Here is an 18,984-nt window from a genome sequence, read left to right on the forward strand (position 1 = left end):
GCCGAGCGGCTCATTCCCGGTCGGCGGGGTCACCGAGGTCGGCGTCGTCCTCGTCGTCGAGCCCCTCGACCTCGACCGGCCCCGTTCCGTCGAACGTCACGAGGACTCCGTAGGGGTCCGCGAGCCGCAGTCTGCTCTCCGCGAAGCGGATCGCCCAGGTCCGGTCGGCCCACACGATCGCCTCGGGAACCCCCAGAGACAGCTCCGGGTGGTCCAGCCAGACCTGTTCCTCCGCCGTGAGTCCGAACCGCGGTTCCCGCAATCGGGTGCGGCAGTACTCCAGAGCCTGGTCGACGAAGCCGTGGAAGCCGTTCACGACATCGTGCGCCAGCCGGAGAGTGGCCTCGTCCGGCGCGGCGGCCGGCTGGACGACCAGACTCAACCCGGCCTCGGCCGCGTCCGCCGGCTCGCGGAAGCAGCCGCTCCAGCAAGCCAGGGACGAAGGGCTCTCCACCCTGCTCAGCACAGTCCCGGCGACACGCACGGTCGCGGGCGGCTCCCCGCCGGCGCCGGGATCGTCGGCGGGAGGCGCACCGGCCGGCACCCCGGTGCCATCCGTCGCTAGGGCCTGTCTTTCGGATCTTGCCGGGCTCGCGGTCCCTGGCACGCACGCTCGCCGCGTTGTCGTCAGTCGGCATGGCTCCGCCATGCCTCCCTCCTCCGCCTTGCGATCGCACGCACCAGACCCCGCTCCCTGATCCGGCCTGATCCAAAAGACAGGCCCTAGACCCACGTGTCGAACCACATCCGGTCCTGCCACTCCCCGACGGGAATCGTCTGGCCCGTGAAGACCGGCCAGAAGTAGATGAAGCTTCGCGTCGTGAGCCCTCAATGACCCCGACCAGCATGTTTGCTGCCGATCGGGGCCGTTGAGAGGCTACTGGGCCGCCTGGGGGCCGTGATCATGGTCCACGGGCGGCCTGTAGAGGGCCTCAACGGCCTTGCGGGTGCGCCCCTCGCTGCTCGGCATGAGGTGCGTATAGATCCGGAGAGTGAAGCCGGGATCACTGTGCCCCAAGTAGGAACTTAGGGCCCTGATGTTCTCACCCGCGTCCAGCAGGACGGACGCGTAGAAGTGCCTCAGCGCGTGCATGCCGTCCTCCGGGGCCGCCGCGTACCGCTCGCCTTCCTCGGGTTCCGGGATGATGCCTACGGCGGCAAGAGCGGGCTTCCACATGAAGTCGTTGAAGTAGCTCACCCGCACGTGGTTGCCCGACGCTCCGGTGAAGATGAGCGACTTCGTGACGGGCGGCCCGTCAGGGGTTCGCCACGGCAGCGTGACCTTGACCGGCGGGAAGCGTTCCGAGTGCTCACGGAGTGCGGAGCCCACGGCCTTGGGTAGAGGCACGTCCCGAACTTTGCCGCCCTTGGGCAGGGCGAAGACGAACTTGCCCCGGATGCGCTTGAGTTGATGCCGAACTCCGAGCCACTCGCCCTCGTAGTCGAGTTCATCCTCCGAGAGACCGAAGACTTCTCCCTGACGCAGACCGCATCCGCCGGCCGCATCCACCGTGGCTCGCAGATGCTCGGGCAGCGCGGCGCGCACACCGAAGACCTGGGATGACGTCCACGGGCTCACTCGTGGTGGGGCTGCTTTCGGAATCTGCACCGACCGTGCGCGGCAGGGGTTCTTGGCGAGCAGGGCGTCATCGACGGCCGCGCTGAGGGCGGCGGAAACGGTCCCGAAGATGATCCGACGGTGGGAGGAAGCGGGAACGACGGCTTCCAGCTTGCCCAGCCACGTGCGGATGTGGCCAGGCTGGAAGGAGGCGAGCGGACGCGTTCCGATGTACGGGTACGCGTGCAGCCGCAAGCGACGCTCGGCAGCCTCACGGCTGTTGATCTCAGTCGTATGGGTGGCTACCCACTTCTCCGCGAACTGCTGAAAAGTGATCCGTGCGGCCCGAGGGTCGATGTACTGGCCGCGCGACATGTCGGCGGCTGTCTCGTTCAACCACCCCTCAGCAAGCCGCCGTTGCCTGTCAGGGAATGACTTGCTCTTCTCGGTGCCGTCCGGACCGACGTACCGGGCGCGGTAGCGCATACCCGTTCCGTGCCGGTCGGTCTTGACGCGGCGGGACTTACCCTCAGCGCCGGTTTCGGTCTTGTACCAGCGGTCTTGGATGTGGCCTGCCATGGGTGGGCTCCTTGGGCAGCAGTGCGGCCAGGGGCGAGCAGTGCTCGCCCCTGGCCGTGTGGTGGGGTGTCAGGCCGCGTCTTGGGCCATGCGGTCGTTGGTGTAGGCGCGGACTGCGGTGGGGTCGTATCGGATGTGTTTGCCGATGCGGAATCCGGGCGGTCCGGTCCGCTTCTTGCGCCACTGGTAGACGGTCTCTTTGGGGACTTTGAAGATCCTGGCGATGTCGTCGGGAGTGAGGAACTCGTCAGGAAGTACGGCCATCTCGCCTCCGTGTGCCTTCATGCCTGGCCTGTGCGTGTCCGAGGTTCGGATTTCTGCGTCACCGCGTCATCTGCGTCATCTAGGGCTCTGACCTGCTGGTTTGGGTGACGCGGCGGGTCGGGGCTGCGTCACCGGTGCGTCATCGGCTGCGTCACCGGGTGACGCAGGTGACGCAGGATGACGCAGAGCCGACCGTCTGCGTCACCGCTGTCGGCGCAGGTCAGCGGTCGTTTTCCGGTCCGGGTGACGCAGGTGACGCAGCGTCTTCCTTCTTAGGACAAAGAAGGGGCTGTCTGTAGTAGTTCGGTGCGCCTCAAAGCGCGATGAAGGGGCCGCTTCGCGGCGCGACCTTGGGGCGGCGTTCCGCCGAACAGCAAGAGGAGCACGTGCTCCTCTTGCTGTTCGTCTGAGCGCGCGCGTTCGCGGTCAGAACGCCTGCTGCTGTTCGTGTGGGGGCAGGGTCAGGGCGGCCGTGCGGGTCATTTCGAGGTAGCGGCCCGCCTTGGTGCGGCCGGAGTCGATGAGCACGCCCCTGGCCGCCAGGGTGGGCTGGAGGCGCTTGAGCCGGTCGGAGAGGACTTTTCCGGTGGTGGGCCACCCTTTGGGCAGGGAGCGCAGTTCGTCGCCGCTGTAGAGGCGGCTGAGGCAGGACAGCCACTCGGTGGACGTCATCTGCTGTGCCGCGCACGGCTCGATGGTCTCGGCATGGCGGAGGACGGTCTGCGCGAGTAGGTCACCCTCGATCACGTCGTCGTTCAGGTCGTCCAGGCTCGCCCGGTACGCGGGCAGAGCCCCGAGGCCGGTCGCCGCGTCGAGCTGCGCGCAAAGGTGCGCGAAGTCCGCCATCCGCAGATCGGTCGGCGTCTCCGCCTCAACGGCGCGGACCTTGGCCGCGAGGTCCAGGAGCGAGCCGAGAACCACGGGCAGCACCTGCGCGTACTCCGCCCACAACTCGGCCTCGGTGCGCCTGACTCGGGGGCGTTCCAACCGCAGCGGCAACAGCCGCTCCGCCAGGTCCGGGCGGATGACGCCGACGTCGATACCGGTCAGCAGGAGCGGCCGGCGGTAGCCGACGCGGAACACGTCCCCGTCGGTGAACAGGGCCCGCTTCACGCTCTCGGCGCCGGTCACGATGCAGCACATGGCGTCGGACAGGTCCGGCGTCATGTGGGACAGGTTGTCCAGCGCGGTGACCCACCCTGCTGCGACGGCGGCGATGAGGTTTTCCTCGTCCTTGGGTGCCCGGCGCAGGTCGCCGCTCATGCCCTCGATGATCCGCACGAGCATCCGCCCACCGGTGGACTTGCCCGCGCCCTGTGGCCCGGTGAGGAACGGCGCGGGCACGGGAACGGACGGTCCGAGGCAGCCGATGAGCCAGGCCAGTGCCAGGCACTCGGTCTCTGCGGTGGCGAAGTTGCACAGCCGCATCAGGAGGTCGATGCCCTTGCCGTCGGTGTCCTTGACGGGCAGGGGCAGTTCCCCGGTGAGCTGTGTACGGCGCCAGCACACCTCACGCGGGTCCGGAGTGACGATGTCCCACCCGGTGGGGTGGATGCGCACGGACTTCCCATCGTCGCGCCCGAGGTCCAGCCACGTCACACCGTCGAATCCGGGCGCCACGCGGATGTGCACGGGCTGCACGTCCTCGGACAGCGCGAGCGCTTCGATCAGGTCCAACGCCTCTTTGAGCGCCGACCCGTTGAAGACGCCAATGCCGTCCTTGAACAGGCCGACCATGAGTTCCTGCCGGTGGCTGCCCGTCGTGCCCTGCGAGCGGATCGGACGGGCCACGGGGTGGCCGTTCTTCTGCGCGTACACGGTCCCGTCGGCGGTGCGGAAGTACCGGAAATGCTCCTGCGCGTAGTCCGCGATGACCTCGCGGGCGGGAGTCTTGTCGTCGTCAGACATGGCCCAGTCCCAACGTGGTCATGGCGTTTGTCCACGCGTCCGTGCAGTGCCGGGGGGATTCGCCCTTGGCCTGCGCGGCGGTGAACAGCCGCGCGGTGTGCGTCTCGGTGAGGCAGCCGCACCGGCCGTGCGTGGACAGCACAGCGAGGAACACCCGGTACACGGTGGCGTGGACCCCTTCACGCGCCTCTGTGATGCGCTGCTCCGCCATGGCGATGCCACGGTCCAGGTACGTGGGTGTGCGGTGCGGGCACTCCCCGCCCCGGACCATGGCGGGCACCGTGACGGCCACCGATCGGGCCGGGGCCGGCGCCTTCACGGTCAGCGCGCGCACGACGTCCGGCAGGGGCGCCATCGTGCCGGTGCCGGGGCCGAGCCAACGGGCGTAGGACATGGTCGACTTGATGTCGACGCCGGGCCGTACGCCGTTGGCGCCCTGCATGGCACCGAGGTAGAGCCAGTGCTCACCCCGGGTCGTGGCCACGGTCCGGGTGGCGGGCAGGCTCGCACGGGCCCAGGCGATGGCGTCGGCGTTGTCGAGGTCCACGACGGTCAGCCCGGCGCCGCCGGGGTGGTAGGCCACTGCCCGCGCTTCCCGCCACGCCCGCCGCCACGACGTCGAGTCGAGGACGTTCGGGTCGGTGGTCGCGGCGGCCCAGGCGTGGCACGGAGCCTGGCAGACGCACGCGCCTGCCGTCTTCATGTTCGGCCGGCCACCGCAGACGTTGTTACGGCAGGCCGGGCAGTTCCCGAACGGCAGCTTCCCCGCCCGCAGCGGCAGCACCGGCACACCGGCGGCGGCCAACTTCAGGGCATCGGTGAGCAGGCGCTCTCGCCTGATGGGGATCGGTTGAGTCATGCTGGGTGTCTCCTGTTCTGAGATGAGCGGAGAACCAGGGCGGCCCCGGACTTTGCCGGTACGGGGGCCGCCCTCGGTCGTGTCAGAAGGGCGGTTCGTTGGAGTAGCCGCCGGGCGTGGCCCACGGGTCGTGGGCGGTGCGGCGGCGACGGAGCCAGCGGGGGCGGCGGGGCAGGGGGAGCAGGAGGGCGGCCCACTGCGTCCAGCACAGGCAGGGCTCCCATTCGGTGCCGGCGTACTCGCCGGTGTGGTCGCCGTAGTCGTGCGCGATGCCGCCCTGGCCCTGGCAGTCGGGGCAGTCGGGCCGGGGTGTGTCGGTCAGGATCAGCGCCCGGCGGGGGCAGTGGGTGACCTTGATACGGGCTCGGATCACGGGATCTCCTCTCAGAAAGCGGAATGCGCGCGTCGGCGTGGGCAGGGAGCGGTGAGCACCCCCTTGGGTGGTGCCTGTGGAGGGGGTTTCGGGGTGCTGACCTGCGGAGGTTCCCTGAGTCCCTGAGAGATCATGTGTGCAGGTCAGAGCCAGGGATGCGGGTCAGGGAGCGGGGCAGGGACTTCACCCTGTCTCCCTGACCCGCCGGGGTGTTGCTCCCTGTCATCCGGTAGCGGAAGCGGAATCGTCGTCGCCACGGTTGGCGAGCGCCCGCAGGATGCGGTCACGGCCGACGACCATCCGCCCGTCGGACTTGTACGGCGCCGCGTCCGCGTCGTCCAGCACGCGGCGAAGGTCGGCGAACGTCCACGAGCCGTAGGCGTCCTCGCTCAGCGTGGCGAGCCGTTTGATGACGTCCATGGTCAGCACGCGCGGGGAGTCCCCGAGGACGGTGGCGATGTCGGCGAGCGGGTCACGGTCCTCGCCCCGGTCGATGACGTGCAGGGTGGTGACGCCGTCCCGCAGGGCCTTGGCCCGCTCCGCGATGACCTTCGCGTCGTCGGTGCTGATGTAGTGCGTGCGCACCGTGAGGGACGACTGCCCCTTGGGAACCTCGATGCCGGAGGACGCGACGACGAGGGTTCCCTGGTCCAGCCCCGGACGCAGCAGGTTCGGGGCGGCCCCGCCGTCGACGGCCTTGTCGCCCAGCGCCATACGCGCCTGCGACTCCGTGCCCAGCGCGAGGGACGCGCGGGTGTGGGCGCCCTCGCGGACGAGCTTGGGAAGGTTCTGGTCCGTGGGGTCCTGGGTGCCCTGCCAGAGCAGCACGTTCACCGCACGGCCCTGGTTGTGGATCTTCCGCGCGGCCATGAAGTACCGGGAGGTGGCGGACGACCCGCCATACGGGCGCTTGTCGTCACCCTTGACCGGGCACATGAACGCGACCTGCGCTTCGTCCACGATGACGATGAGCGCCGGGAACTGGGTGCCGGGCGGGGCCTGGATGCGGCGGTTCATCTCCTCCACGGCGTCTTCGGCCATCTCCGTGACCTGGATGACGTGATCGTCGGTCGGCCCCTGGATGAGCCGGGTGGCCAGGCCGTCGAACATGTCCCAGTCGCCCACGCCCTTCAGGTCGCCCATCCAGAACTCCACCGACCGGTCCAGGGCCAGCCACAGGGCGAGTGCCCGCAGGGCGGCGGTCTTGCCCTGGTTCGACAGTCCGGTGATGAGCAGGTGGCGCTGATACACGCTCAGAGCGGCGAGGTCGCCGCGAAGGTCCTGCCCCCACGGGGCGCGGCCCTTGGCGTAGTCGGCGGTCATCGTCGTGTCGGTGACCAGCGGGGACGGGCCGATCGGCTCGTCCAGCGCCCCGGAGTCGGCGATCCACAGCCGCACCGTGCGGGCCGCTTCGGGGATCGTGATGAACACCTCGTGTTCGTGCCGGGCGAGGTTCTCCGCGAGCTTGCGGCGGCGGGACTGGACTTCGTTCGTTGCCACCCCGGACGGCAGCGTGACGTCGACCTCGACTCCGCATCCGGCGATCCGGATAGGCCCGAGCATCGACGCGCCGGCGTCGCCCATGTCCTTGATGGCCGTCCGCAGTGCGGCGACCCCCAGGTCCCGCATCGCGGTGACCACCACGGACGGGGTGATCGGGGCACCCTCGCTGCTGCGGGCGTTCGCGGGGAGTGCCCACTGGGGTGCGGCCTGGCGCTGACGGCCGACGCCCCACAGGGCGAGCAGACCGAGCCACGGGCCGATGGTGACCAGCGGTCCCCACACGACAGTGGCGATCATGACAGCCCAGTTCACCAGGTCGATGAAGCCCATGATCGGGGTGCCGATGTCGGCGACGTCACCGGAGTGCACGGCCATGGCGATACCCAGCCCGAGCAGTCCGCCACCCGTCAGCGCGGTGCCGACAGCGGCGCCCTTGGCGAGGCGAACGGGGGCGGTCAACAGGTCCATACGCCGCTGATGACGCGCCGCACGGAACGCCCTGCCGCGCTCCTCCCACTCGGCCGCGATCTCGGGCTGTCCGGCCGCTTCGGCGGTGCGGATCATCCGCTCGTACCGGGCCGCACTGCGGCCGTCCCACGCGCGCCGGGTGACGATCCTCGTTCCCCCAACCACGTACATGCTGTGCCGGACCGCGAGGCGCCCCGCGGTAAGAGTCCTCTTGTGCGTGACGGCCGTCCGGACCGCGCGACCGGAGCGCACCCACAACGGCGTGACCGGTGTCTGGTCGTCGGTGGGCTTGGCCAGGGAGAGCGGCGACTCATGGCCGCCGGGGCGGTGCTCGTTGATGTGGTGGACGGTGGCCACGGCGTTCTCCTGCTCTGTCAGGTCGGTCATGATGGGTGGTTCCTGCTCTCTCGAATGAGTGCGGCGGGGCCCCGGACGGCCGGCGTTCCTTGGCCGGTAGGCGGCCGTCCGGGGGTTGGTCAGAGTCCGAGCTTCCGCGCGGCCCGCTCCGTGCGCCTGAGCGTGTCCTCAGCGGTCCGCAGGGCCTTCTTCGCGGCGTCGCGGCCGGACCGGTCGGCGGTCCGCAGTGCCGTCTTCGCGGCGGCCACGGCGTCCCGGTCGGTGTCCATCTGGCGTCGCATGGCCTTGAGTTCGCGGGCTCCGCGCTCCTCGGCACGGGCGTCGATCCGGTCGATCGTCTTGGCGTGGCGGGTTGTGGGCGCGTCGGCGGCGGCGTGGCGCACCCCGCCGAACACGGCGCGGGCACGCCGGGCGCGCTCGGAGCGGGTGTAGCTGCGGTAGGTGTCACTCGACATGACGTGTTCTCCCAGGTCAGCGGGTCACGGTGAGGGTGCGCTGTTCGCTCAGGTAGTCGGTGATCTCCCGGATGAGGCCGTGGGGGTCGTCCGGGTCGTCGGGCCCGAGACCGTCATCCGGTCCGTCGTCGTCGGGGTCGTCGCCGCACCACTCGCAGGCGATGTCCGCCCAGATCAGGCCTCGGTCCCACAGGGCGTGGGCGAGGGAACCGGCGACCGAGACGAGCGCGGACGGGGCGAACACGGCCAGCGCGACGAACGTCGCGGTAGTCGTCAAGGGACGTGCGATCAACAGATCGACCACGCAGAACCCGGCGATCCCCAGGAGAGACGCGATCGAGTGCGACCTGTTCAGCAGCACCTGACGCGGGAAGCGGATGATGTCCCGCCACAGGCACAGGTAGTCGGCGATCAAGCGAGGCAGATGGTTCATGAGCGGGCCCTCTCGGGTGCGGTGAAACGGCAGGTCAGCGCTTGCGGAGCGTCTTCGCGGCGGCCTTTCCGTCCGCACCGCCCACGCTCTTCACGACGGTGACGACGGCCCAGCCGGTGACGACGACGACCAGGGCGACGACCGCGAGGGACATGGCCATGGACGTGATCGCGGCGATGAGCATCGGGCCGAAGTACACGGACGCACCGACGGCGCCGGCGCCGACCCCGGACCCGAGCGCGACGCGCTGAACCGTCCTGTCCGGGGCGGCCTGGTGGATGTGCACGACCTGAGGCCCCGTCTGCTGCGGCAGGGCGTGCGGGTCGATGTAGGCGTGGGTGCCGTCCGGGAGCTGGACGACCGTACGCGGGGCGGGCGTTGTGGGAAGGGATTCCACGGGTTTCCTCCAAGACGTGCAGGTCAGGCGGCTTGGTGGGCGGGGGTGGCGCACGGGACGCACATGCCGAGCGTCAGCGGGATGCGGTACCCGGCATCGGTCCGGCACTCGGGGCACACCCGTTGGGCCGCGTTCGCCCTGGCGAGCGCGGCCCACTTCGCCGGCGTCATCGGCCGTACCGGTCTGGCCAGGTCGACGCGGTAGAGGTACGCGACGCGCAGGACGGGCGGGGAGCCCGGTTTCCGGCGGCGGTTGGAGTACCAGAGGAGTTGTGCGGCGACCGGCTGCCCGCCGGGCCGAAGCCCGGCGGTGCGGAGCTGACGGCGCGTCGCGTAGCCGCCCGGTGCCATGCGGAACGGGAACGTCGGGAGCCCGTACACCTCTCCGTCCGGATCGAGGAACCGGGCGGACATCAGGCGACGCGCTTCCACGCGGACCGCAGGCGGACCTCACTCGCGGAGTGGCCGGCGGCCCGGAAGCGGGCGGCCATCTCCCGGTACGACAGAGCGGGCGACTCACTGTGACGAATGCGGTCCACGAGCGCGTCCAGCGCATCGTCCGACAGCGCGGACGCGGCTTCCAGCGCGAGCGGGGAGACGGGCTCCGTGGGTCCCCACAGGGGGAGTTCCCAGCGGGGTGTGACGCCGGGTGTGACGGGGGTCGTCACGCTGGTCAGCGCCCTGCCGGTCTCCGCACCCTCCCGCGCCGTCGCGAGCGTCGACCACGCTTCGGAGAGCCGTTCAGCGGTCTCGGCCTGAACGCGTGCGACGCGGGCGCCGGCCTGCGTCACGGCCGTCAGCCGCGTCTCTTCCGTGGCCGCTTCCGCCCGCAGCCGGGCACGCGCCACGGCCGCTTCGTCCCGCGCTTCCTGCTGAATGCCCTGAATCGCGCCCAGCGCCTCGGACGTGAGCGCGGTCCGCTCCCACAGCCCGTGCACCAGCCACAGCGCCTTCGCGGCGACAGGCAGCCACGCCACGGCCAGCCACGCGCCGGTGTTCTCCTCACCGGTCAGCGCGTGCGCCACCAGGACACCCGTGGCGACCAGGCCGAAGGACCAGCCCACGGCCGTGACGGCGGTGGAGTGGTCGCCCTGCGCGGCCAGACGACGTTCGTAGGCGAGGGTGGCCAGCCATCCGCCGTCGATCCCCAGACCGACGACCAGCGCGACGGGCCACGGCATCGCAGTGCCCAGCCACATCACCACCACAGCCAGAGTCAAGACCATGGACACCGCCGTCATAGCGACAGCGGGCAACGCGGTCTTGGCGCTCATGCCGGCACCCCCGTACCGGTGTTCACCGTCTGCGGGACGTGCGCGTATGCGACCAGCTCGATGTCCGCGCCGGCGTAGGTGGCGAGCGCCTCCAGAACTCCGGTGAGCCCGTCGCACTGCATGTGGAAGGTGACGGCGTCCGGCCCGATGTCCAGGGCGTCGCGCCACTGTTCGAACGCGGCGAAGCTGTCGCCCACACTCATCGAGTGCAGCGAGAGCGTCAGCCGGTTCGGGTAGACCGTGGACACGCCGAGCGAGGGGGCGGGCAGGTCGGGGAAGTCGACCGTGATCAGGCGCAACGCCCGCAGCGGCACGGTCAGCGTGTCCAGCGTCAGCACCTTGCTCATGCCGCACCGCCCGGCATGCTCTTGTCGGCGCCCTGGTTGGTCAGCTCGCGGCGGGCGACCAGCGCCCGGTGGCGGGCCCGGCGGATACGCCGGGTGTCCAGCTCGTTGGCCGGCCGGTCCATGGCGGTGATCTGCGCGTCCAGCAGGTCGACGTCCGCCAGGATCGCGGGCATCTCCCTCTCGATCACGTCCAGCTCAGCGCCCGTCGGCTCGATGTCCGGGGCGAAGGCGGTAACAGCCTGTTGAACAGTGACGATGTGGTTCATGAGTCGGGTTCTCCCTAGCAGGTGGCACGGCTCAACCAGCGCCCCCGGAGTTGCCTCTCCGGGGGCGTGCGCCGTTCATGGATGGAGTGCCCCGGGCCGGATTCGATCCGGCGCCCTCACGGCTGGATGCCGGGGCGGTGCTGCGGGGGTTAGACGGTGGCGATGATGTCGGCGTGGTCGAACGCAAGCGGCGGCAGATCGGCCAGGGGCCACCATTCGGCGCGCACGGCGTCGTCACCCGGCTCGATGATCGTTCCGGGGATGACGGTCAGGTGGTAGGCGACGGTGACGTACCGGCCGCGCGGGTCGCGGTCGGGCTGGTCGAACGTGCCGATCTGGTTCAGCTCTTCCGGTGCCGCATATACACCGGCCTCTTCGGCGAGTTCACGCCCGGCGGCGGCACGGCTCGTCTCACCGGGATCGACGTGACCCCCGGGCAGAGCCCACTGGCCCTTGAACGGAGGCCAGCCGCGCTCGATCAGCAGGACGTACCCGTCGGTCGTGGTGACGACGACGTCGGCGGTGTAGCGGATGGTCTCAAGCGTCTCGGTCTCGGTGGTGGTCATGGGTTCCTCTCGGGATGTCAGGTGGTGCGGGAAGTGCCCCGGGCCGGATTCGATCCGGCGGCATCACGCCGGGTCCGGGGCTGTGATGCGGAGGTCAGACGGTGGCGATGATCAGCGCACCGACCAGCAGCCACACGTGGTGGAAGGACTGGTCCAGCGCGTAGGCGCCGGTCCCGAGCGTCGGCGCGTAGCCGCCGCTGGCAGTGGCGGGGGCCGCCGGGTGAGCCGGGGTCCCGAGGCTGTAGAACTCGCCCTTGCCGGCCACCTTGGCCAGCCATGCGAGCGTCGAGCGGCGGTCGGCCCACCAGTGGGTCACGGCGTCGACCCCGAACCCGAGGGCGAGACCGAGGGCGCTGACCCGCAGGTCAAGCAGTAAGGCGACCGGCAGAAGCAGGATCATCTTCGTGAGCGTCAGGCCCAGGACGTGCCGGGCGTCGGCGAGACGGCCGACCCAACCGGGCTTTCCCTTGTCAGCGGCCTGGCAGGACGACTGCACCCAGTGGTCACCCACGGAGTGGCCGACGTACAGGGCGGCGAACACGGCGGCGAACGTGGCAGCGAGCATGTGTGGATCTCCTGTCGCATGGAGGGTTCGGAGACGGTCCGGCTCCCCTCAACGCCGCTCGTACGAGACGAGCAGCGGAGGCAACCGACCCCAGCGCGGCTACACGCACTGCGGAATGGATGAGCCGCCCGACCGGCGCCGGAGTGAACCCCGGCGCCGCATCGCGCGGCGGGTTGTGCGGTGACGCTTAGGGCGTGGCCGCAGTGCCGGTCAAGCACGGGCGGCGGCCCTGGTATGTCGCTTGCTCATCGGGGCTCCTCTGTTCGGCCTGGTTGGGGTGACGCACTGCAAGGGGGACCTCGTCCCCACACTCCGGCCGTTGCTCGCGGTCGCCGGGCCACCTCGCCAGTCGGGCCGAAGCCCATTGCGTCCTACCTGGCCTTTAGCGGGATTGCAGCGTCCCCGCCCTCCACTCCGGAGCAGCCCGAAGAAGGCCCCTCCTGGCTCGCTGTCCTAGGACTGCGAAGCGCTTGCTAAGGCAATGGCGCACAGTCCCAGGACTGTCAACAGTCCTGGGACTGTGTTTGACTTGGGTCTGTCGAGAGGAGTTCTTCATGGCGCCCAAGTGGCGAGAACTGGCCGACCGGATCGCGGACCGCATCAAGAGTGGTGAGCGCGGTTACGCGCCGGGTGAGCAACTGCCGCACATCCGGGATCTGGTCGAAGCTGGCGAAGGTTCAAAGTCCACCGTCCACGCCGCTTACAAGGCGCTGGAGGCCGAAGGGCTGGTCACCTCGTCGCGCGGACACGGCACTGTCGTGCGGCAGCGGACACCGCTGAAACGGCTCAGCACCGAGCGGTACGACAAGGTCAAATGGCGAGACGGGGACGAGGTCGCGTTCATCGCCGACCGTGTTGCTTCGGGTCGCGCGTATCGCCGTGACGAGCAGACTCAGGCCATCAGCCTCGGTCCGGCCCCGGTGGCTGCCACGGCCGCGCATGGCCTGGCTCCGGATGCCGAGTTGTACGCCCGAGCGCGTCTCGTGAAGGAAGGCGACCAGCCGACGCACACCTTGACCAGCTACTACCGACCCGAGCATGTCGAGGGAACGCGGCTGGTAGATCCCACTCCCGGACCGGCCGGCCGTGGCGGCGGGTTCCGGGTTCTGTACGACGCGGGGTACGAGATCGACCACATGACGGAAGAGCTGTTCGCTCGCATCCCGACGTCAGAGGAGGTGAAGCTACTCCACTTGCCGACCGGTGAGCCTGTCGTTGAGCTGCACCGGACCACCTACACGGCAGATGGCACGGTTGTTGAGTTCGCCTTGGGGGTGCATGCCGCGTCACGCTTTGCGTGGAAGTACGACTTCAGGGTTCCTGACTCCGCACAGGACGGGAGGGAAGATCGATGATCTCGACGCAGGCATGGGCAGATGCCCGGAAGCTGTGGGACTTCCATCAAATGCATCATGAGCCGAGACCGTGCTCCGTCGCGGTCGGCCTCGGCAGTCATGACCTGGGAGTCGCTGATACCGCCGTGGACTTCTACCGGCGCGGCATGGTGCCGCTCATCGTCTTCACCGGAGCGACCAGCCGAACGACGGAAGAGCGGATGCCACGTGGCGAAGCCATCCACTACCGGGAACGCGCAATCACGCTCGGAGTGCCCGCTGCTTCCGTGCTGGTCGAGCCGCAAGCTCGCAACACGGGCGAGAACATCCGCTTCTCGCGTGCGCTTCTCGCAGAGGCTGACGTGACGGTGTCGTCCGTGCTGTTGATCAGCAAGCCGTACGAGGAACGGCGCGCGTACGCGACAGCGCGCAAGCTTTGGCCCGAAGTCGAGATCGTGAGCGCGTCGACACCGATGACCTTTGACGCGTACGTGGATTCCATCGGCGATGCGCGCCTTGTGCTGGACATGCTCGTCGGGGCGCTACAGCGTTTGATGATCTACCCGAAGCAAGGGTTCATGATTCCGCAGCCGGTACCGGACGACGTGGCGGCGGCCTACGGGCGGTTGCGTCAGGAAGGCTTCACGAGCCGAATCGTGCCGGACGGGACTCCGGCCGGTCGTTGAACCGGGGCCGTCTGTGGGCCGTCAAACGACGGCCCATGACGACCAACGACGACCACCAACCACTACGGCGATGCCCGCGCAGTCCGCGCGGGCATCGCCGTTTCGCCTGCTACACCCAGGTGTCGAACCACATCCGGTCCTGCCACTCACCGACGGGAATCGTCTGGCCCGTGAAGACCGGCCAGAAGTAGATGAAGTTCCAGACGATCAGCAGCACCAGCACCCCCGCCCCCACCGCGCCGATCGTTCTGCGTCTCTCGTCCGAGCCCGCCGGGCCCAGCATCGCGCCGATCATCATCGACACCGCCAGGCAGAGGAACGGCACGAAGACCACCGCGTAGAAGAGGAAGATCGTGCGTTCCTGGTAGAAGAACCACGGCACCCAGCCCGCCGCGATCGCGCAGGCGATGGCGCCCGCGCGCCAGTCGCGGCGGAAGAACCAGCGCCACAGGACGTACAGGATCGCGAAGCACGCGGCCCACCAGAGCAGCGGCGTGCCGATCGCCAGGACCTCCTGGGCGCACTTGTCAGCCGGGGCCGCCGTACAGCCCTCCGTACCGCCCCTGGGGTCCTCGTAGAAGTACGAGACGGGGCGGCCCAGAACGATCCAGCTCCAGGGGTTGGACTGGTAGGTGTGGCCGGAGGTCAGATTGACGTGGAAGCTGTAGACCTCCGTCTCGTAGTGCCACAGGCTGCGCAGCCAGTCCGGCAGCCAGGACCACATCCCGCCCCGGCCCTGGGTGGCCGCCCAGTCCCGGAAGTAGCCCTTGTCGGTGACGATCCAGCCGGTCCACGAGGCGACGTACGTGCCGATCGCGACCGGGACCGTGGAGACGAAGGCCGGCAGCAGGTCGCGCTTGAGAACGGCCAGGTACGGGCGTACGGCGCCGGCGGTGCGCCGCGCGCCCACGTCCCAGAACACGGTGAGCAGACCGAACGCGGCCAGGATGTAGAGCCCGTTCCACTTCGTCGCGAAGGCGAGCCCCAGCATCAGACCGGCCGCGACGCGCCACGGCCGCCAGCCCAGCCGCAGGCCCTCCGCGATGCCGGTGTCCGGCCGCAGCACCCCCTCCGCGTCCACCGGCAGGGCGTTCGCGAACCGCCGCCTGGCCCAGTCCCTGTCGAGCAGCAGACAGCCGAACGCGGCCAGTACGAAGAACATCAGCACCAGGTCGAGCAGCGCCGTGCGGCTCATCACGAAGTGCAGCCCGTCGACGGCGAGCAGCCCGCCCGCCAGACAGCCCAGGAACGTCGAACGGAACAGCCGGCGGCCGATGCGGCAGAGCATCAGTACGGAGAGCGTGCCGAGGACGGCCACCATGAAGCGCCAGCCGAACGGGTCGAAGCCGAACATCAGCTCGCCGAGCCCGATGATCCACTTGCCCACCGGCGGGTGCACCACGTACCCGGGGTCGGTCGGCACCGGGATCTTCGAGGGGTCGGCCAGGATCAGCTTGTCGACGTCCTTGGGCCAGCTCGCCTCGTACCCCTGCTTGACGAGCGCCCACGAGTCCTTCGCGTAGTACGTCTCGTCGAATATCACCGACTTGGGGCTGCCCAGATGCCAGAACCGCATCAGCCCGGCGACCAGCGCCACCAGCAGCGGACCGAGCCAGGCGGACCAGCGGGTCAGCCGGTCGGCGAGCAGGGGGCGCACGCCGAGCACGATCCACAGGCGCTGGGACGGTTCCGTGTACGGCGGCACCAGGCGCTCGCGCAGCCCGATCACCGGTCTCGGCGCATAGCCGAACCGCCGCAGCCGCTGGGGCCATGACGGCGGTCTGTCCTCGGCGTCCCGACCCTGGAGGGCTTCTGGCGCAGTACTGGTCACCGCGCCATCGTAGGGAACGCGACTGTGTGACGTGGGCACACGGCGCCCGAGACGGTGTTCTCCACCGCGGAAGGGGCCGCCCCGCCGCCCTGCGAGGATGGCGTACGTGACTACTGAGCCCTCCCGGAAAACGGCCCCCGCAGCCCCGGCCGGCGTCCTCGTCCTCGCCGGGACCCCCATCGGCGACACCTCCGACGCCCCGCCGCGCCTCGCCTCCGAGCTGACGGCCGCGGACGTCGTCGCCGCCGAGGACACCCGGCGGCTGCGCAGGCTCACCCAGGCTCTCGGCGTGCAGACGACGGGCCGGGTGGTGTCCTACTTCGAGGGCAACGAGAGCGCCCGTACGCCCGAACTCGTCGAGGCGCTGGCCGGCGGAGCCCGGGTGCTGCTCGTGACGGACGCGGGGATGCCCTCGGTCTCCGACCCCGGCTACCGGCTCGTGGCCGCCGCCGTCGAACGCGGCATCAAGGTGACCGCGGTGCCCGGCCCGTCCGCCGTGCTGACCGCGCTGGCCCTGTCCGGGCTGCCCGTCGACCGCTTCTGCTTCGAGGGGTTCCTGCCCCGCAAGGCGGGCGAGCGGCTGGGGAGGCTCCGCGAGGTCGCCGGCGAGCGCCGCACCCTCGTCTACTTCGAGGCACCGCACCGGCTCGACGACACCCTCGCGGCGATGGCCGAGGTCTTCGGCCCCGAGCGCCGGGCCGCCGTCTGCCGCGAGCTGACGAAGACGTACGAAGAGGTGAAGCGCGGCGGCCTCGGCGAACTCGCCGCATGGGCGGCCGAAGGCGTACGGGGCGAGATCACCGTCGTCGTGGAGGGGGCGCCGGAGAGCGAGCCCGTGACGGACCCCGTGGAGCTGGTGCGCCGGGTACGGGTGCGGGAGGAGGCGGGGGAGCGGCGGAAGGAGGCCATCGCCGCGGTCGCCTCGGAGGCGGGGGTGCCCAAACGAGACGTGTTCGATGCGGTCGTGGCGGCAAAGAATGCGGCCGCCACAAGCCCCCGTGACGGTAAAGGACTATCTTGAAAGGCAAAGCGCAGACCGTGTGCCGAGCCCTTTCGGCATGAGGAGGCCAAGAGCCTGCCATTAATCGACAGCGCTGATGCGCTCCCGCCCGAATAGGCGTCCACTGGATCGAGTGGAGAGGAGCTGGCATGAGTGAGATAACGGGCAACGCCGTCGCCCACGAGGCATATGCGTTCTGTTGCATGCGATGCGGTCACGGCTGGGAGCAGGCGTACGACATAGAGCACCACACGGACGCTTCGGGTCAGCAATACGTCGTCTACAAGGCGGACGGACTGCGGGTGCCTTCACCGCTGTCGAGTCCGACCTGCCTCAACTGCGGGCACCACGTCGTGCGCATCATGCGCTCGGGACAGGTGTCCTCGGTGCACGCGTACTCCCTGATGAACCAGCAGCGCAACTCCGTCAAGGCGCCCAGAACGCCGAGGCAGCCCAAGGCGCGCAAGACCCCGAAGGCGGCGAAGGAGACCGCGCCCGCCAAGCCGGTGCCGGTGACGGACGAGGCGGGCGGGGCGGCCGTCGGCGCGGTCGCCGAGAGGGCGCGGGCGAAGGCGGAGCACCACTGGCACCTCTCCGATCTCCTGCACCCCTTCCACCGCAAGTAGGCCCCCGCACCTGGGGTCGGCCCCGTGGACACGGTCCTCGTACGATCGGGACCATGAGCCCGAAGAGCGCCAACAGCACGAGAGGCGCCGCACGCGCCGAGGAAGCGCCGCCGGCCCCGGAACCACTGCGGGTGCCGGTCGCGGATTCGCACACCCACCTGGACATGCAGAGCGGCACCGTGGAGGACGCGCTCGCCAAGGCGGCCTCCGTAGGAGTGCCGGTCGTGGTCCAGGTGGGTTGCGACGTGAAGGGGTCCCGCTGGGCGGCCGACACCGCCGCCGCGCACGAGTCCGTGCACGCGGCGGTCGCGCTGCATCCCAACGAGGCGCCGCGCATCGTGCACGGGGACCCCGACGGCTGGTCGCGCCAGGGCGCGCGCGAGGCGGGCGGGGACGCGGCCCTGGACGACGCGCTCGCCGAGATCGACCGGCTGGCCGCGCTTCCGCAGGTGAAGGCCGTCGGCGAGACGGGGCTCGACTTCTTCCGTACGGGGCCCGACGGCATGGCCGCGCAGGAACGCTCGTTCCGCGCGCACATCGAGATCGCCAAACGGCACGGAAAAGCACTCGTGATCCACGATCGCGAGGCGCACGCCGACGTGTTGCGCGTCCTGGCCGACGAAGGCGCTCCGGAACGGACCGTTTTCCACTGCTATTCGGGCGACGCGGAAATGGCCGAAATCTGCGCCGCCGCAGGCTACTTCATGTCCTTCGCGGGAAATATGACCTTCAAGAACGCGCGTCCGTTGCGCGAGGCGTTGGCCGTCGCCCCGTCCGAACTCGTTCTGGTCGAGACGGACGCGCCTTTTCTGACGCCCGTTCCGTACCGTGGACGGCCCAATGCGCCGTATTTGATTCCGGTCACGGTGCGCGCGATGGCGGAGGTGCGCGGAATCGGTGAGGACGCGATGGCGGAGGCGATTTCGGCCAACACCGCGCGCGCTTTCGGTTACTGAGGTGGCCGGTCCCGTGCGGTCCCGCCGGATCCGCGCGGCGGATTCGATGCGGACTCGAACAGCGACCCTGTGTAGTCGCGCTGCTTTGGAGAGTGACCGCGGCTCCGCTAGTGTCCGCCCGAGCATCGGGGGCCCGGACCGGACTTGTGGAGCGTCGAGCGTCGTGAGCAATGCGCAGGGCAGTCACCGTGCCGGACGGTACGAGTACGAGTACGAGTACGGCCACGGGTACGAGTACGGCCACAGGTACGGGCAGGCGTACGGGAACGGGCAGGCGTACGGCCACGCGTATGCCTACGGGCCGGAGTACACCTACGCGGGCCACCTCGACGTCGTCGCGTGGCCGCACCCCGAACCCGCGCCCACCGTGCCGTGGTTCG

Annotated in this window: 22 protein-coding genes and 1 pseudogene; 6 read left to right on the plus strand and 17 right to left on the minus strand. The window is 69.8% G+C overall.

Features of this window, described 5'->3' with window-relative positions:
• Window positions 1-10: 10 nt before the first annotated feature.
• The 16 genes from GXP76_RS10105 to GXP76_RS10180 all read right to left on the minus strand — a co-directional run bounded on the left by GXP76_RS10105 (window position 11) and on the right by GXP76_RS10180 (window position 12,171).
• Entirely contained in the window at window positions 11-454 is a 444-nt protein-coding gene (locus GXP76_RS10105) for a hypothetical protein (protein WP_242571114.1), read from the minus strand.
• 423 nt (window positions 455-877) lie between these two features.
• A complete protein-coding gene (locus GXP76_RS10110; RefSeq protein WP_242571115.1) occupies window positions 878-2,137 on the minus strand; it encodes a site-specific integrase in 1,260 nt (419 codons plus the stop codon).
• A gap of 69 nt (window positions 2,138-2,206) precedes the next feature.
• The gene (locus GXP76_RS10115; RefSeq protein WP_242571116.1) at window positions 2,207-2,422 is read right to left on the minus strand and encodes a helix-turn-helix domain-containing protein; all 216 of its coding nucleotides are present in this window, start codon (window positions 2,420-2,422) and stop codon (window positions 2,207-2,209) included.
• Between the two features lie 405 nt (window positions 2,423-2,827).
• Window positions 2,828-4,309 (minus strand): ATP-binding protein, encoded by a 1,482-nt coding sequence (locus tag GXP76_RS10120; RefSeq protein WP_242571117.1) that lies wholly within the window; start codon window positions 4,307-4,309, stop codon window positions 2,828-2,830.
• Window positions 4,302-5,168, minus strand: coding sequence for a bifunctional DNA primase/polymerase (locus GXP76_RS10125; protein ID WP_242571118.1), 867 nt, complete (start codon window positions 5,166-5,168; stop codon window positions 4,302-4,304). The genes GXP76_RS10120 and GXP76_RS10125 overlap by 8 nt, the downstream gene beginning before the upstream one ends.
• A gap of 82 nt (window positions 5,169-5,250) precedes the next feature.
• Window positions 5,251-5,541, minus strand: coding sequence for a hypothetical protein (locus GXP76_RS10130; protein WP_242571119.1), 291 nt, complete (start codon window positions 5,539-5,541; stop codon window positions 5,251-5,253).
• A 222-nt stretch (window positions 5,542-5,763) separates the two neighbouring features.
• Window positions 5,764-7,899 (minus strand): ATP-binding protein, encoded by a 2,136-nt coding sequence (locus GXP76_RS10135; protein WP_242571120.1) that lies wholly within the window; start codon window positions 7,897-7,899, stop codon window positions 5,764-5,766.
• Between the two features lie 89 nt (window positions 7,900-7,988).
• Entirely contained in the window at window positions 7,989-8,324 is a 336-nt protein-coding gene (locus GXP76_RS10140) for a hypothetical protein (RefSeq protein ID WP_242571121.1), read from the minus strand.
• A 16-nt stretch (window positions 8,325-8,340) separates the two neighbouring features.
• A complete protein-coding gene (locus tag GXP76_RS10145; protein ID WP_242571122.1) occupies window positions 8,341-8,757 on the minus strand; it encodes a hypothetical protein in 417 nt (138 codons plus the stop codon).
• Window positions 8,758-8,791: 34 nt separating this feature from the next.
• Complete coding sequence (locus tag GXP76_RS10150) at window positions 8,792-9,154, minus strand: DUF6251 family protein (protein WP_242571123.1); 363 nt, start codon at window positions 9,152-9,154, stop codon at window positions 8,792-8,794.
• A 23-nt stretch (window positions 9,155-9,177) separates the two neighbouring features.
• Entirely contained in the window at window positions 9,178-9,567 is a 390-nt protein-coding gene (locus GXP76_RS10155) for an RRQRL motif-containing zinc-binding protein (RefSeq protein ID WP_242571124.1), read from the minus strand.
• Window positions 9,567-10,427, minus strand: a complete 861-nt coding sequence (locus GXP76_RS10160; protein WP_242571125.1) for a protein spdB — start codon at window positions 10,425-10,427, stop codon at window positions 9,567-9,569. The genes GXP76_RS10155 and GXP76_RS10160 overlap by 1 nt, the downstream gene beginning before the upstream one ends.
• Complete coding sequence (locus tag GXP76_RS10165) at window positions 10,424-10,774, minus strand: hypothetical protein (protein ID WP_242571126.1); 351 nt, start codon at window positions 10,772-10,774, stop codon at window positions 10,424-10,426. Before GXP76_RS10165 ends, GXP76_RS10160 begins: the two co-directional genes overlap by 4 nt.
• Window positions 10,771-11,040 (minus strand): DUF6284 family protein, encoded by a 270-nt coding sequence (locus GXP76_RS10170; RefSeq protein WP_242571127.1) that lies wholly within the window; start codon window positions 11,038-11,040, stop codon window positions 10,771-10,773. The genes GXP76_RS10165 and GXP76_RS10170 overlap by 4 nt, the downstream gene beginning before the upstream one ends.
• A 149-nt stretch (window positions 11,041-11,189) precedes the next feature.
• Complete coding sequence (locus GXP76_RS10175; RefSeq protein ID WP_242571128.1) at window positions 11,190-11,606, minus strand: NUDIX hydrolase; 417 nt, start codon at window positions 11,604-11,606, stop codon at window positions 11,190-11,192.
• Between the two features lie 94 nt (window positions 11,607-11,700).
• Window positions 11,701-12,171: a transcriptional regulator gene (locus tag GXP76_RS10180; protein WP_242571129.1), complete on the minus strand. Its 471-nt coding sequence runs from the start codon at window positions 12,169-12,171 to the stop codon at window positions 11,701-11,703.
• 554 nt (window positions 12,172-12,725) lie between these two features.
• Between GXP76_RS10180 and GXP76_RS10185 the strand changes: the two genes are divergently transcribed.
• On the plus strand, window positions 12,726-13,526 hold the full coding sequence (locus GXP76_RS10185) for a GntR family transcriptional regulator (RefSeq protein ID WP_242571130.1): 801 nt from the start codon (window positions 12,726-12,728) through the stop codon (window positions 13,524-13,526).
• The gene (locus GXP76_RS10190; RefSeq protein ID WP_242571131.1) at window positions 13,523-14,191 is read left to right on the plus strand and encodes a YdcF family protein; all 669 of its coding nucleotides are present in this window, start codon (window positions 13,523-13,525) and stop codon (window positions 14,189-14,191) included. Before GXP76_RS10185 ends, GXP76_RS10190 begins: the two co-directional genes overlap by 4 nt.
• A gap of 109 nt (window positions 14,192-14,300) precedes the next feature.
• Here the strand turns inward: GXP76_RS10190 and GXP76_RS10195 are convergent, their stop codons facing one another.
• Complete coding sequence (locus GXP76_RS10195; RefSeq protein ID WP_242571132.1) at window positions 14,301-16,022, minus strand: dolichyl-phosphate-mannose--protein mannosyltransferase; 1,722 nt, start codon at window positions 16,020-16,022, stop codon at window positions 14,301-14,303.
• 106 nt (window positions 16,023-16,128) lie between these two features.
• On the opposite strand from GXP76_RS10195, the gene rsmI reads away from it, so the two are divergent.
• The 4 genes and pseudogenes from rsmI to GXP76_RS10215 form a co-directional block, all read left to right on the plus strand.
• Window positions 16,129-17,043: a 16S rRNA (cytidine(1402)-2'-O)-methyltransferase gene (gene rsmI / locus GXP76_RS10200; protein ID WP_242571133.1), complete on the plus strand. Its 915-nt coding sequence runs from the start codon at window positions 16,129-16,131 to the stop codon at window positions 17,041-17,043.
• A 128-nt stretch (window positions 17,044-17,171) separates the two neighbouring features.
• Window positions 17,172-17,648 carry a hypothetical protein gene (locus tag GXP76_RS10205; RefSeq protein WP_242571134.1) on the plus strand — a complete coding sequence of 159 codons (477 nt, stop codon included), beginning with the start codon at window positions 17,172-17,174 and terminating at the stop codon, window positions 17,646-17,648.
• A gap of 53 nt (window positions 17,649-17,701) precedes the next feature.
• Entirely contained in the window at window positions 17,702-18,604 is a 903-nt protein-coding gene (locus tag GXP76_RS10210) for a TatD family hydrolase (RefSeq protein WP_242571135.1), read from the plus strand.
• A 163-nt stretch (window positions 18,605-18,767) separates the two neighbouring features.
• Window positions 18,768-18,984: pseudogene (locus GXP76_RS10215) on the plus strand (hypothetical protein); the annotation flags it as partial.

It is taken from the genome of Streptomyces sp. NP-1717 (genome assembly GCF_022695985.1).
Lineage (GTDB): Bacteria > Actinomycetota > Actinomycetes > Streptomycetales > Streptomycetaceae > Streptomyces.